General features: G+C 66.7%; 14 protein-coding genes. 11 read left to right on the top strand and 3 right to left on the bottom strand.

Annotated features, from left to right (window positions below; genetic code table 11):
- The first annotated feature begins 155 nt into the window (after positions 1 to 155).
- Genes gatC through CXY78_RS04180 form a run of 5 tightly spaced genes read left to right on the top strand, consistent with a single transcriptional unit; the run spans position 156 to position 4,880 of the window.
- The gene (gene gatC, locus CXY78_RS04200; protein ID WP_092341157.1) at positions 156 to 452 is read left to right on the top strand and encodes an Asp-tRNA(Asn)/Glu-tRNA(Gln) amidotransferase subunit GatC; all 297 of its coding nucleotides are present in this window, start codon (positions 156 to 158) and stop codon (positions 450 to 452) included.
- Positions 453 to 454: 2 nt separating this feature from the next.
- Positions 455 to 2,002: an Asp-tRNA(Asn)/Glu-tRNA(Gln) amidotransferase subunit GatA gene (gatA, locus tag CXY78_RS04195; RefSeq protein WP_092341156.1), complete on the top strand. Its 1,548-nt coding sequence runs from the start codon at positions 455 to 457 to the stop codon at positions 2,000 to 2,002.
- Positions 1,999 to 3,504, top strand: a complete 1,506-nt coding sequence (gatB, locus tag CXY78_RS04190) for an Asp-tRNA(Asn)/Glu-tRNA(Gln) amidotransferase subunit GatB (RefSeq protein WP_199181884.1) — start codon at positions 1,999 to 2,001, stop codon at positions 3,502 to 3,504. Before gatA ends, gatB begins: the two co-directional genes overlap by 4 nt.
- Positions 3,505 to 3,507: 3 nt before the next feature.
- Positions 3,508 to 3,774: a hypothetical protein gene (locus CXY78_RS04185; RefSeq protein WP_134344282.1), complete on the top strand. Its 267-nt coding sequence runs from the start codon at positions 3,508 to 3,510 to the stop codon at positions 3,772 to 3,774.
- A gap of 2 nt (positions 3,775 to 3,776) precedes the next feature.
- Positions 3,777 to 4,880: a VIT1/CCC1 transporter family protein gene (locus CXY78_RS04180; protein ID WP_104088280.1), complete on the top strand. Its 1,104-nt coding sequence runs from the start codon at positions 3,777 to 3,779 to the stop codon at positions 4,878 to 4,880.
- Here the strand turns inward: CXY78_RS04180 and CXY78_RS04175 are convergent.
- Together CXY78_RS04175 and CXY78_RS04170 are read right to left on the bottom strand one after the other, a co-directional pair.
- Positions 4,877 to 5,671, bottom strand: coding sequence for a cache domain-containing protein (locus tag CXY78_RS04175; protein WP_092341153.1), 795 nt, complete (start codon positions 5,669 to 5,671; stop codon positions 4,877 to 4,879). The two genes, CXY78_RS04180 and CXY78_RS04175, sit on opposite strands and share 4 nt — an antisense overlap.
- Positions 5,668 to 6,489, bottom strand: coding sequence for a FadR/GntR family transcriptional regulator (locus CXY78_RS04170; protein ID WP_092341152.1), 822 nt, complete (start codon positions 6,487 to 6,489; stop codon positions 5,668 to 5,670). Before CXY78_RS04170 ends, CXY78_RS04175 begins: the two co-directional genes overlap by 4 nt.
- A gap of 119 nt (positions 6,490 to 6,608) precedes the next feature.
- On the opposite strand from CXY78_RS04170, the gene CXY78_RS04165 reads away from it, so the two are divergent.
- Genes CXY78_RS04165 through CXY78_RS04140 form a run of 6 tightly spaced genes read left to right on the top strand, consistent with a single transcriptional unit; the run spans position 6,609 to position 12,265 of the window.
- Entirely contained in the window at positions 6,609 to 7,655 is a 1,047-nt protein-coding gene (locus CXY78_RS04165) for an ABC transporter ATP-binding protein (RefSeq protein ID WP_092341151.1), read from the top strand.
- Positions 7,656 to 7,694: 39 nt separating this feature from the next.
- Positions 7,695 to 8,894, top strand: a complete 1,200-nt coding sequence (locus CXY78_RS04160) for an ABC transporter substrate-binding protein (RefSeq protein ID WP_104088211.1) — start codon at positions 7,695 to 7,697, stop codon at positions 8,892 to 8,894.
- Between the two features lie 33 nt (positions 8,895 to 8,927).
- Complete coding sequence (locus CXY78_RS04155; protein WP_092341149.1) at positions 8,928 to 9,854, top strand: ABC transporter permease; 927 nt, start codon at positions 8,928 to 8,930, stop codon at positions 9,852 to 9,854.
- Positions 9,855 to 9,864: 10 nt separating this feature from the next.
- Positions 9,865 to 10,665, top strand: a complete 801-nt coding sequence (locus CXY78_RS04150; protein WP_092341148.1) for an ABC transporter permease — start codon at positions 9,865 to 9,867, stop codon at positions 10,663 to 10,665.
- Between the two features lie 33 nt (positions 10,666 to 10,698).
- On the top strand, positions 10,699 to 11,913 hold the full coding sequence (gene dinB, locus CXY78_RS04145) for a DNA polymerase IV (protein WP_092341147.1): 1,215 nt from the start codon (positions 10,699 to 10,701) through the stop codon (positions 11,911 to 11,913).
- Positions 11,914 to 11,938: 25 nt separating this feature from the next.
- Positions 11,939 to 12,265, top strand: coding sequence for a hypothetical protein (locus CXY78_RS04140; RefSeq protein WP_092341146.1), 327 nt, complete (start codon positions 11,939 to 11,941; stop codon positions 12,263 to 12,265).
- Positions 12,266 to 12,342: 77 nt separating this feature from the next.
- Here CXY78_RS04140 and CXY78_RS04135 read toward each other — a convergent pair whose 3' ends face one another.
- Entirely contained in the window at positions 12,343 to 12,609 is a 267-nt protein-coding gene (locus CXY78_RS04135; protein ID WP_092341145.1) for a hypothetical protein, read from the bottom strand.
- Positions 12,610 to 12,636: the final 27 nt, after the last annotated feature.

Genomic DNA, 12,636 nt, shown 5'->3' with positions numbered 1-12,636 from the left:
GATCAAAGCGAATGGCCCACCGGTGCCGGTGCCGGTCCAGGCAACGGACACGGACGCCAGGGGCGCGGGTGCGCACCTGGTGCGGTCGGCGGATCGGGCTCGCGGCGGCTGGCGAATAGGATTGGGGTATCCACCCCAATGCGTATCGGAGTTCCATGTCGGAAATCACGGCTGAGCAGGTTGCCCATTTGGCATACCTTGCTCGGATCGACCTCAGCCCCCTCGAGATCACCAATCTCACCCACGACCTCGGCCAGATCGTCGACTCGATTGCCAAGGTCTCTGAGGTAGCCACCGCTGACACCCCGGCCACGAGCCACCCGATGCCGCTGACCAACGTCTACCGTGAAGACGTCGTCGTGCCATCACTGACCGTCGAGCAGGCCCTGTCCGGCGCCCCCGACCGCGCCGGTGACAAATTCCGCGTGCCCGCCATTCTGGACGAGGAGTAACCATGACCTATCTCACCAAGCTCTCCGCCGCAGCGCTCAGCGAGCTGCTGGTCAGCAAGCAGGTCAGCGCCGTCGAAGCGACCAGCGCGCACCTCGACCACATCACGGCCGTCGACACCGACCTGCACGCCTTTCTGCACGTGGCGGGCGAGGCCGCCCTGGCGACCGCCGCCCAGATTGACGCCCGCCGCGCTGCCGGCGAGGTGCTGAACCCGCTCGCCGGGGTTCCGATCGCGATCAAAGACGTGCTGGCCACCCAAGACATGCCCACCACCGCCGGGTCGAAAATTCTTGAAGGCTGGGTTCCGCCCTACGACGCGACCGTCGTTGCCCGACTGCGTGCGGCCGGCCTCGTGCCGCTCGGCAAGACCAACATGGACGAATTTGCCATGGGGTCCTCCACCGAACACTCCGCCTACGGAATTACTCGCAACCCCTGGGACCGCGACCGTATCCCCGGTGGCTCCGGTGGCGGCTCGGCCGCGGCCGTCGCTTCTTTCCAGGCGCCGCTCGCCCTCGGCAGCGACACCGGCGGATCCATCCGCCAGCCCGCCGCCGTCACCGGCTCGGTCGGCGTCAAGCCCACCTACGGCGGAGTCTCCCGCTACGGGGCGATCGCCCTGGCCTCCAGCCTCGACCAGGTCGGACCGGTCTCCCGCACGGTCTATGACGCTGCCCTGCTGCATGACGTCATCGGCGGCCACGACCCCCTCGACTCCACCTCGCTGACCGACAGCTGGCCGTCGATGGCCGCCGCCGCGCGCGACGGTCTCAAGGACGGCGCCCTCACGGGCGTGCGCATCGGCGTCATCAAGGAACTCTCCGGCGACGGATTCCAGGCTGGCGTCACCCAGCGCTTCAACGAAACCCTCGCGCTGCTCGTCGCCGCTGGCGCCGAGATCATCGAGGTCTCCGCACCGAACTTCGAGTATGCCGTCGCGGCGTATTACCTGATTCTGCCCGCCGAAGCGTCGAGTAACCTGGCCCGCTTCGACTCGGTGCGATTCGGCATCCGCGTCAACCCGGAAAGCGGTTCGCTCACGAGCGAGCACGTGATGAGCGCCACCCGAGAGGCCGGTTTCGGTCCCGAAGTCAAGCGCCGTATCATCCTCGGCACCTACGCCCTGAGCGCCGGTTACTACGACGCGTACTACGGCAGCGCGCAGAAGGTGCGCACGCTCATTCAGCGTGACTTCGCCGCCGCGTTCGGCCAGGTCGACGTTCTGATGTCGCCGAGCGCCCCAACCACGGCGTTCAAGTTTGGTGAGAAGCTCGCCGATCCGATGGCTATGTACATCAACGACGTGACCACCATCCCGGCGAACCTGGCTGGTGTGCCCGGAATGAGCATCCCGATCGGGCTCGCGCCCGAAGACGGCCTGCCCGTCGGCCTGCAGATCATGGCCCCCGCCAAAGCGGATGCCCGCCTCTACACCGTCGGCGCCGCGATCGAGCAGCTGCTCGAAGCGAGCTGGGGGCACACCATGCTCAGCCAGGCTCCAGCCCTGACCCCGACCGAAATGTTTGCCAGCGAAGAGGGAGCCGTCTGATGAAGGCTGAATTGATGGACTTCGATAAGGCACTCGAACTGTTCGAGCCGGTGCTCGGCTTCGAGGTGCACGTCGAACTCAACACCAAGACCAAGATGTTCTGCGGCTGCGCCAACGAGTTCGGCTCCGGCGCCAACACGAACACCTGCCCGACCTGCCTCGGCCTGCCCGGCGGACTGCCGCAGGTGAACAAGAAGGCGCTGGAATCCAGCATCCGTTTGGGGCTGGCTTTGGGGTGTGAGATCGCCGAACACTCGCGGTTCGCCCGCAAGAACTACTTCTACCCCGACACGGCGAAGAACTTTCAGACCAGCCAGTACGACGACCCGATCTGCCACGACGGATCGATCACGATCGAACTCGAGAGCGGCCGCCTGGTCACCGTCGAGATCGAACGTGCGCACATGGAAGACGACGCCGGCAAGCTCACCCACATGGGTGGCGCGACCGGACGCATCCAGGGCGCCGACTACTCGCTCGTCGACTATAACCGTGGCGGTGTGCCACTGGTCGAGATCGTCACCCAGATGATCGAGGGCGCCGAACACGACGCCCCCGAGATCGGCAAGACCTACGTCGCCGCCATTCGCGAGATCGCCAAGGCGCTCGGCGTCTCCAACGCTCGCATGGAAGAGGGCAACGTGCGTTGCGACGCCAACGTCTCCCTGCGCCCGCGCGGGTCGAACGTGCTCGGCACCCGCACCGAGACCAAGAACGTCAACTCCCTGAGAAGCGTCGAGCGCGCGGTGCGCTACGAAATCCAGCGTCAGGCGGCCGTGCTTTCCGGCGGAGGCACCATTACGCAGGAGACCCGGCACTGGCACGAGGACACCGGAATCACGAGCGCCGGTCGGCCTAAGAGCGACGCCGACGACTACCGGTACTTTCCGGAGCCCGACCTGCTGCCGATGGCACCGTCGCGCGAATGGGTCGAAGAGCTGCGCCTGACCCTGCCCGAGCCGCCCGCGGCCCGTCGCAAGCGCTTGCAGGCGGCCTGGGGTTTTGTGAACCTCGAGTTCCAGGACGTCGTGAACTCCGACCTGCTCGACGCCGTCGAGGCGACCGTCGCCGCCGGGGCATCCGCTCAGGCATCGCGCAAGTGGTGGACCGGCGAAATCGCCCGGCTCGCCAACGTGGCCAACGTCGCCGCCGACTCGCTCGTGACGCCGGTGCAGCTCGCCGCGCTCATCGCACTGGTCGAAGCCGGAAGCCTCACCGACCGCCTGGCCCGCCAGGTGCTCGAAGGTGTCATCGCCGGCGAAGGAACCCCGGCCGAGGTCGTCGAAAGCCGGGGACTGGCCGTGGTCTCCGACGACGGCGCGCTCATCGCGGCGATCGACGCCGCACTGCTCGGCCAGCCCGACGTGCTCGCCAAGATTCGTGACGGCAAGGTGCAGGCCGCCGGCGCCGTCATCGGGGCCGTTATGAAGGCCATGCGCGGGCAAGCGGATGCCGCGCGCGTGCGCGAACTCGTGCTCGAACGCGCCGCCGCAATCGAGTAGCCGGTGACAACTCAGGCTTTCGGAGTGGGCGTGCAGGTCGTGGTGCACCTCGACCGCACCCGCTTTCCCGACTCCCTCATCGACGACCCGATCGGCGTGATCGTCGCGCCGGGGGAGTCGGAGGGCTCCGGGCTCTACGCACCGACCGTGCAGCGCGAGAAGTTCTGGGTCGTGGCCTTCGAGGAGCCGTTCGTCGGCCTCGACGGGTCGGGTCCGCACGACTCCGCGCGCATTCCGCAGAGCTTCCTGGAAGCGGCGCCGGAGGCGTGAACGTGACTGCTCCGGAGCAGGACGGACGCGCGCCGTCGACCCGCGACATCCGTCGGTGGCGGCAATACCTCGCCGACGAACAGGCCGAGGCCGCGGTCTACCGCGACCTCGCCAATCGTCGCGCCGGCGAAGAGCGGCAAATTCTGCTCGCCCTCGCCGACGCCGAAGGCCGGCACGAAGAACACTGGCGGAACCTGCTCGGCAGCGACGTCGGTTCACCGCGGCGCGGTGCTTTGCGCACCCGATTTCTTGGTCTGCTGGCCCGCCGGTTCGGTTCGGTGTTCGTGCTTGCCCTCGCCCAGCGGGCCGAGGGACGCTCGCCCTATCAAGCGGATGCCGACGCGACCAGCGCCATGGCCGCCGACGAAACCGTGCACGAAGAGGTCGTGCGCGGTCTCGCCGCCCGCGGCCGCAAACGCCTCTCCGGCACCTTTCGGGCCGCCGTGTTCGGCGTCAACGACGGGCTGGTGAGTAACCTCGCCCTCGTGCTCGGTATCGGCGCCACCGGTGTGCCGGCCGCGACCATTCTGTTCACCGGCATTGCCGGGCTGCTGGCCGGGGCGCTGTCGATGGGGGCCGGCGAATACGTCTCGGTGCGGTCCCAGCGAGAACTGCTCGAGGCATCCAGCCCCGCGGCTCCCGCCAAGAGCGTGCTCTCCCACCTCGACCTCGCCGCCAACGAGCTGACCCTGGTCTATCGCGCCCGTGGCATGTCCGAGGAGAAAGCTGAAACCTACGCCCGCGGCGTGCTGGCCACCGCGTACGCGGCAACCGGACCGATTGCCGCGGTCACCAAAGCGGCGCCGGAGCCCGACGAGCACGAGGCCATCGGAACGGGCACCGGCGCCGCCCTGTCGAGCTTCTGCTTCTTCGCCTCCGGCGCACTGCTGCCGGTGCTGCCCTACCTGTTCGGTCTGAGCGGCTACGCGGCCATCATCGTCGCGACTGTAATGGTGGGCGTGGCCCTGCTCGCCACCGGGGCTGTCGTGGGGCTGCTCTCCGGTGGTCCGCCGCTGAAACGAGCGTTGCGGCAGCTCGTCATCGGCCTCGGCGCGGCCGCCGTCACGTACCTGCTCGGGCTGGTGTTCGGCACCTCGATCGGCTAGCTCGGCGCCGGCCCGGCCACGATGGCCAGTCCAGTCTGTCCGCACCACTGGAACGTATGACCGGCCGGCAGGCCTGGTGCCCCGCCGGACTGGTCGTTGAGGTGTTCCGATAGACCGGGCAGGCGCAGCAGCGCGCCGGTCGCGAGGTGAGTGTCGGTCGAGACCACCACCCGGCCACTGGAGTTGATGACCGTGACCGAGACGCCGTCTGCGCCGAGGCGCGGTATGAGGCCGCGTTCGATCTCGTCGACCGAGAGGTCGATGCCGACAACCCCGATCAGCTCGGCGGCTCGATACACCGGAAGCGTCAGAGTGAGCGTGTACTCATCCGTGCACAGGTAGTCGACGTAGGGGCCGGTAATGTGTCGGCGTCCCGTCTGTTCTGGAACCCGCCACCATTCCAGCGCGGTGTAGTCCCGAAAACTCTCATCGAGAGGGTCTTCGACCGTTTCCAGATGGCGGATGCCGGTGGCGGGCAGCCCCGACACGGCCGGGTTCTGGCCGCCCAGCCACCAGGCCAGGTGCCAGCCCAGAAAGTTCGGCGCGGACACAAAACCGGCTCCGATGACGCACCCCTCGGAGTCGGTGAACTCGCGGCGCACCAGAGATTCCATCAGGGGATCCAGGTCGGCCCGGTCGGCGATACGATCCGGCCGCGCGGCATAGCGTTCCACCAGGTCTGCCCAGTGTTCCAGCCGAGCGAAGACCGGGTCGAAGACGGCGGCAACGGATGAAAAACCGGCCGCGGTCTGCGGCCCATCGTGCTCGGGAGTGAGCGTTTCGGGCGTCATGCGGGTGCACCCGTGGGAAGTACCGCGGTGGTGCTCACTGTCGCTGTGCTGTCGGTCATCGTTGACCTGCCCTTCAGTTCCAGGAGTGATTTCGCCTCGATAAGCCACTCGATGGACTCGATGATCTGCGTCACGGTCAGCTGTCGGGCGCGAGCGCCGTCCTCGGCGATGAGGGCCGCGACCGTCGCGCGCTGCACGGCCTGGCAGCGTTCGCGGCGGCTCGCGTCCCGCAGGCTGAGCCAGAGCAGGGAACCGAACTCGGCCTGCAGACGCAATTCTTCGCGCACGAGCCGGGCGGATTGGCTGAGCGCGGCCACCTCGAGACGGAAGGTACCCTGACCGCGGCGCGCGGCATCCGCTGTGCCGGCATCGGCGCGGTCGAGGATACGCTCGAGGTTCTCGATATCGGCCGCGCTGGCCCGGTCGGCGGCGAGCTCGGCAGCGAGACCTGCGATCGCGGAATAATGCACGCCCAGGTCGCGAACCTGCACCCGGGACCAGGCCACCAGGCGTTCATCCTGCAGGTCGGTCGCACCCCGCCCGGCGAACGTGACGAAACTGCCGCCGTCGCGGCCGCGCTTGGTGTGCACGAGCTTGTTCCGGCGCAGAATTTCCAGGGCTTCGCGGGCGGTGACCGTGGCCACGCCCAGCTGGCGGGCCAGCTCGGCCTCACTCGGCAGGCGTTCGCCGTCGTGCAGCACCCCGAGCACAATCGCATCGGTCAGCCGCTGCAACACCAGCTCGGCCCGGCCAGCGCCGTCAAGCGGGGCGAAAATGGCCGCGCGCGTTCCCGATCCGGCTCGGATGGACTGCGGCATCGGCGGCTCATTTCAGGTTGTGACACGACCGTAACATCCCGGCGCACATTTATGACATCTAACTCCATATGATTAGCCTGTGAGTGAGCAGGGAGTCGTTGAATGAGTGAGGAGATCTCGTGACCGGTGTGCAGCCCGCCATCCGTCTGACCGGTCTGACCAAGAGTTTCGGAAGCGTCCATGCCGTCGACGGCGTCGACCTGGATATCATCGAGGGGGAGTTCTTCTCCATGCTCGGCCCGTCGGGATCCGGAAAGACCACGGTTCTGCGCCTGATTGCCGGTTTCGAGCAGCCGACCAGCGGAACGATTTCGCTGCTCGGGCAGGACGTCACCGACCGGGCGCCGTTCGACCGCGACGTGAACACGGTGTTTCAGGACTACGCGTTGTTTCCGCACATGAGCGTGCTCGACAACGTGGCCTACGGGTTGCGGGTGCGCGGCGTCGCCAAGCGCGCCAGGCACGAACAGGCCCGTCAAGCCCTCGATACCGTGCGTTTGGGCAGTTTCGCCGATCGAAAGCCCAGCCAGCTCTCCGGCGGGCAGCGCCAGCGGGTGGCCCTGGCCCGGGCTACCGTCGTGCAGCCCAAGGTGCTGCTGCTCGACGAACCACTCGGCGCACTCGACCTCAAACTGCGCGAGCAGATGCAGGTCGAACTCAAGGAACTGCAGCGCACCCTGGGTATCACCTTCATTTTTGTCACCCACGACCAGCAGGAAGCCCTGACGCTCAGCGACCGCATCGCCGTGTTCAACGAGGGCAAAATCGAACAGCTCGGCACCCCGGCCGAGATCTACGAGCGCCCAGCTTCACCGTTCGTCGCGGCGTTCGTGGGCACCTCCAACATTTTCGATGACACCGTGTCGCAGACGCTTCTCGGTCGCGCTGGCACCCACTCGGTGCGCCCGGAGAAGGTTAGCGTGACCACCGAGAACCGGCCGCTTTCAGCCGATCGAACGGCCGCCGGCGTTCTCGCCGAGGTGATCTATGTCGGCAGCAGCACCCAGCTCATCGTCGACCTCGACGCCGGCACGCGGGTCGTCGTGCTCGAACAGAACGATGCGCACCGCGTGGCGACCAACGGGCGCGGCGCACGCGTCACCGTTGGCTGGAACGACTCCGACATCGTCACCCTCGCCCCACCAGTACTCACTTCCCACCCCTGACCGCACATCCCTGACCGCACCTCACGAATGGAGAAAGTCATGAAACGCAGTTCTACCCGTACCCGCTTCACCGCTGGCGCCCTCAGCGGCGTCGCGATCGTGTCGGTTGCCCTTCTTCTCACCGCCTGCGGTACCAGCCAGGGCGGCGGCACCGCTGCGCCGACCGAGGCTCAGGCCGAGCTCGGCGAGATGGAAGGCAGCGTCTCGCTGCTGGCCTGGCCCGGCTACGTCGAAGACGGCAGCAACGATCCAACGGTCGACTGGGTCAGCGCCTTCGAAGAGAAGACCGGCTGCACGGTCACCAGCAAGACCTACGGCACCTCCGACGAAGCGTTCAGCCTCATGAAGACCGGTGACTACGACGTCGTCGCGGCCTCCGGTGATGCCTCCCTGCGGCTTGTCGCCTCGGGGGACGTGGCGCCGGTCAACACCGACCTCATTCCCAACTACGCGGGCATCTTCGACTTTCTGAAGATGCAGTCCTGGAACAGCGTCGACGGTGTCTCCTACGGCATTCCGCACGGCTATGGTGCCAACCTGCTCATGTACAACACGGAGGTCGTGACCCCGGCACCCACGTCGTGGAATGTCGTCTTCGACAAGTCGTCCGACTACAAGGGTGCGGTGACCGCCTACGATTCGCCGATTTCGATAGCGGATGCCGCGGTCTACCTCATGGCGCACCAGCCGGAACTGGGAATTAAGAACCCGTACGCGCTCGACGAAACGCAGCTGGCGGCATCCGTTGAGCTGTTCAAGAACCAGCGCATCAACGTGGGCGAATACTGGTCGGACTACCTCAAGGAGGTGCAGGCCTTCGAAACCGGCGACACCGTGGTCGGTACCACCTGGCAGGTCATTCGCAACTCGCTCGCTGAGGGTACCCCGGCCGAAGTCGTGCTGCCCGTGGAAGGCGCGACCGGCTGGTCGGACACCTGGATGATCGCCGCAGGCGCGAAGAGCCCCAACTGCGCCTACGCCTGGCTGGACTACATCGCGAGCCCCGAAGCCAACGCGCAAGCCACCGAGTACTTCGGTGAGGCACCGTCCAACGCCGGAGCCTGCGACTTCACGGTCAACCCCGACCACTGTGCCAGCTACCACGCCGGCGACGCCGACTACGCGGCGCAGATCTGGTACTGGTCGACACCGATCGCGGAGTGCCTCGACGGGCGCACCGACGTGCAGTGCACCGATTACTCCGACTGGACCACCGCCTGGCAAGAAATCAAGGGCTAATCCGCCTGCTCGAGTCAGACAGAAGGAAGAATCATGACGGTTGACGCTCCCGCGCCACCCACCCGTCGGGCGGTGGTGCCCCAGCACCGTCGCACCATCGCCCGGCGGGGCTCGGTCTTTCTCAGCCGGCACCCACGACTGCGGCTGTCACTGCTGCTGAGTGCCCCCCTGTTCTGGCTCGGCCTGGTCTACGTCGCGGCCCTCGCCGCACTGCTGATCACCGCCCTGTGGACGGTGGACTCGTTCACCGGGCAGATTTCGCAAACCTGGACCCTCGACAACATCGTGGCGGTGCTCACAGGTTCGCTTTACCAAACCGTCACGCTGCGCACGGTCGGCGTGGCGCTGCTGGTCACGATCATCGACATTGTGATCGCGCTTCCAATCGCGTTCTACATGGCCAAGGTGGCGAGCCCTGGCGCCCAGCGGATTCTTGTGATCGCCATTCTGATGCCGCTCTGGGCGAGCTACCTGGTGAAGGCGTACGCCTGGCGATCGGTGCTCTCCCAGGGTGGAATTTTCGAATGGCTGGTGTCGCCGTTTGGCGGGCACAGTCCCGGTTACGGTCTGCCGGCAACGATCATCACCCTGTCCTACCTGTGGTTGCCGTACGTCATTCTGCCGATCTATGCGGGACTGGAGCGGGTGCCGGATTCACTGCTGGAGGCATCCGGTGATCTTGGCGGGGGTACCTGGGCGACGCTGCGCCTGGTAGTACTGCCCATGATCTGGCCGGCGATCATTGCCGGGTCGATTTTCAGTTTCTCACTGTCGCTCGGTGACTACATCACCGTAAATATCGTCGGCGGGGCCAACCAGATGCTCGGCAACCTCGTCTACACCAACGTGGGGGCCGCGAACAACCTGCCGCTCGCGGCCGCGATCGCGCTCATTCCCATTTTGATCATCTTCGCCTACCTCGCCGCCGTGCGGCGCACGGGCGCACTCAACAACCTGTAGGAGCCCTGCCATGCGTCTGAGTCGCCCCGCCCGTGGTCTGCTCGCGGCCATCACGGCCGTGGTGCTGGCCCTTATTTATCTGCCCCTGCTCGTGGTCTTCGTGAACTCCTTCAGCACCAGCCAGAACCTCACCTGGCCGCCGCCGGGCTTTACCTTGGAATGGTGGGCCAAGGCGTTTCAGAGCGACGGTGCCCTTGACGCGGTGCTGACCAGCCTGCAAGTGGCCCTGGCCTCGACGGCGGTGGCGCTCGTGCTCGGCACGCTCATCTCGCTCGGGCTGCAACGCTTCGAATTCTTCGGCCGGGATGCCATCAGCCTGCTGGTCATCCTGCCGATCGCGCTGCCCGGCATCGTCACCGGCATCGCCCTGAACAATGCCTTCCGCACCGGACTCGGCGTGCAACTGTCGATTCTGACGCTCATCATCGCCCACGCCACGTTTTGTATCGTGACCGTGTTCAACAACGTGATCGCCCGGCTGCGGCGCCTCGGCACGAGCCTCGAAGATGCCTCGTCGGATCTCGGCGCCGGAATCTGGACCACGTTTCGCCTGGTGACCTTTCCCCAGTTGCGGTCAGCCCTGTTCGCCGGCGGCCTGCTCGCCTTCGCCCTGAGCTTTGACGAGATCATCGTGACGACGTTCACCGCCGGATCGAGTGTGAAGACCCTGCCGTTGTGGATTCTGGACAACCTGTTCCGGCCCCACCAGGCGCCGGTCGTCAATGTCATCGCCGTGGTGCTCGTGCTGGTTTCGATCATTCCCATCTACTTCGCGCAGCGCATTGCCGGCGCCGAAAAGGTTGTGCGCTAGCCGTTCGTGACCGGAACGGGTTAGGGTTTTTCGGTGGGCAGACAGGACGGCAGTGGGCGGCAGATTTCGGCGGACGACGTCGATGACCGTTCAGCGACGGTGCTGCACGTTGACCTCGATGCGTTCTTCGTGTCGGTCGAGCTGCTGTCGCACCCCGAATACGTACGCCTGCCGGTGATCGTGGGCCACCGCGGGGGTCGGTCGGTCGTCACGGCGGCCAACTATATTGCGCGGCGCTACGGCGTGAACTCAGCGATGCCGATGGCACTCGCCCTGCGGCAGTGCCCGAACGCGATCGTGCTCGAGCCGCACATGGGCCTCTACCGGGACTATTCCACCCGGGTGATGAGCATTTTCGACGACGTCACCCCGCTCGTGGAACGGCTCGGCATCGACGAAGCCTTCCTCGACGTGGCCGGCGCAACCAATCTGTTCGGCTCCCCGGCCGTGATCGGCGAACTCATCCGCGCGCGGGTGCTCGCCGAGACCGGGCTGGTCTGCTCGGTGGGCGCGGCGTCGACCAAGTTTGTCGCCAAGCTTGCCTCCGGCCTGTCCAAACCCAACGGGCTGCTCGTCGTTCCGGCCGACGAAACGATCGAGTTCCTGCATCCGCTGCCCGTGACGGCCCTGTGGGGCGTAGGGGCGGCCACCGAGCAGACCCTGACCCGCCTCGGCCTGAAACTCATCGGCGACATCGCGCACGCGCCGCTGGACGTGCTGAAAAGGACGCTCGGGGAGGCATCCGGTCACAAGCTGTTCGAGCTGTCCTGGGGGCGTGACCCGCGTTCGGTGACGCTCGAGCGGGAGGAGAAGAGCGTCGGCCACGAGGTCACGTTTGAGCACGACGTGACCGACATTGACCGACTGCGCAGCGAGTTGCTGCGGCAGTGTGACCTCGTTGCGGCACGGCTGCGGAGGGGCGATCTGGTTGCCAGGCGCGTGTCACTCAAGCTGCGCTACACCGATTTCAGCACGGTCACCCGTTCGCGCACCCTCGCCGAGCCCAGCAATGTCGGGCGGCGCATCTACGAGGAGGCCGTGGCCGCGTTCGACCTACTGGCCGCGGCGGGCATCCGCGTGCGCCTGATCGGGGTGCGGGCCGAGCAGCTGGGTACGGCGTCGGGATCGGTGGGGCTGTGGGATCCCGACGAGGATTGGCGGGGCGCCGAGCTGGCGGTCGACTCCGTGACCGAGCGATTCGGGGCGGGAATCGTGCGTCCGGCCTCGTTCTTCAAACCTCGCCCATAAGGCACGAGTCGACTACCCTGTTGGAATGACCAGCCTCCCGGAAAAACTCGCAGAAACGTTCCGTTCCGCCGGTGTGAAATCGGCGTACGGTGACCCCGTGCAAATCGACGGCGTCACCCTCGTACCCGTTGCGCTCACCTATTACGGCTTCGGCGGCGGCGACGCCGGTGAGGGCGGTGCCGGATCCGGCGGAGGCGGGGGCGGAGTGTCGCTGCCGATCGGCGCCTACGTGAAGTCGGGTGGTACCGCCCGGTTCGAGCCGAATGTCATCGCGCTGCTCGCCGTCGGCGCGCCGTTCCTGCTCGTGGCCGGCCGCGCCCTGGCCCGGGTGATCCGTGCCCTGAAGAAGTAGCCGCCCCTGCTGATGCTGCCCGTGGACGGGGCCCGGGCCCCGTCCACGGGCCCAGTTTATAGACTGGGCCCGTGGTCCTAAGGTGGGCCCGGGCGAGTGCCGCGCGGCTTGCGCGCAGAGCGGATGCGGCGCGGCCAGCGCGGCCGACGCGCGAACCGACCCGCGAACCCGCCCTGCGTGAACCGACGGCGCAGCCAGCGTGGCAGCCGACGCCGCAGCCAAGCCGGAAAGTGCCACGGGCCGCTCACCGGTAGGCCCGCAGCGATACGACGGCGGCGCAGAATGAAGCGGCGCATCAATACGAGGTATAGCCCTGCCAGAACGAGCAGAATGCCGATGCTCATCTCGTGATCCCCATGCCACAAGTCTAA

The organism is Cryobacterium sp. N19 (assembly GCF_002929595.1).
Lineage (GTDB): Bacteria > Actinomycetota > Actinomycetes > Actinomycetales > Microbacteriaceae > Cryobacterium > Cryobacterium flavum.
Note: the sequence above shows the minus strand (reverse complement) of the source record. Positions and strands in the feature narration are given on the sequence as shown.

What these genes read in the sequence shown, in the direction of transcription:
- CXY78_RS04135 (WP_092341145.1), bottom strand. Translation starts at nt 12,609, where the DNA reads ATGAGCATCGGCATTCTGCTCGTTCTGGCAGGGCTATACCTCGTATTG.
- CXY78_RS04170 (WP_092341152.1), bottom strand. Translation starts at nt 6,489, where the DNA reads ATGCCGCAGTCCATCCGAGCCGGATCGGGAACGCGCGCGGCCATTTTC.
- CXY78_RS04155 (WP_092341149.1), top strand. Translation starts at nt 8,928, where the DNA reads ATGACGGTTGACGCTCCCGCGCCACCCACCCGTCGGGCGGTGGTGCCC.
- CXY78_RS04160 (WP_104088211.1), top strand. Translation starts at nt 7,695, where the DNA reads ATGAAACGCAGTTCTACCCGTACCCGCTTCACCGCTGGCGCCCTCAGC.
- gatC (WP_092341157.1), top strand. Translation starts at nt 156, where the DNA reads ATGTCGGAAATCACGGCTGAGCAGGTTGCCCATTTGGCATACCTTGCT.
- CXY78_RS04150 (WP_092341148.1), top strand. Translation starts at nt 9,865, where the DNA reads ATGCGTCTGAGTCGCCCCGCCCGTGGTCTGCTCGCGGCCATCACGGCC.
- CXY78_RS04175 (WP_092341153.1), bottom strand. Translation starts at nt 5,671, where the DNA reads ATGACGCCCGAAACGCTCACTCCCGAGCACGATGGGCCGCAGACCGCG.
- gatA (WP_092341156.1), top strand. Translation starts at nt 455, where the DNA reads ATGACCTATCTCACCAAGCTCTCCGCCGCAGCGCTCAGCGAGCTGCTG.
- CXY78_RS04140 (WP_092341146.1), top strand. Translation starts at nt 11,939, where the DNA reads ATGACCAGCCTCCCGGAAAAACTCGCAGAAACGTTCCGTTCCGCCGGT.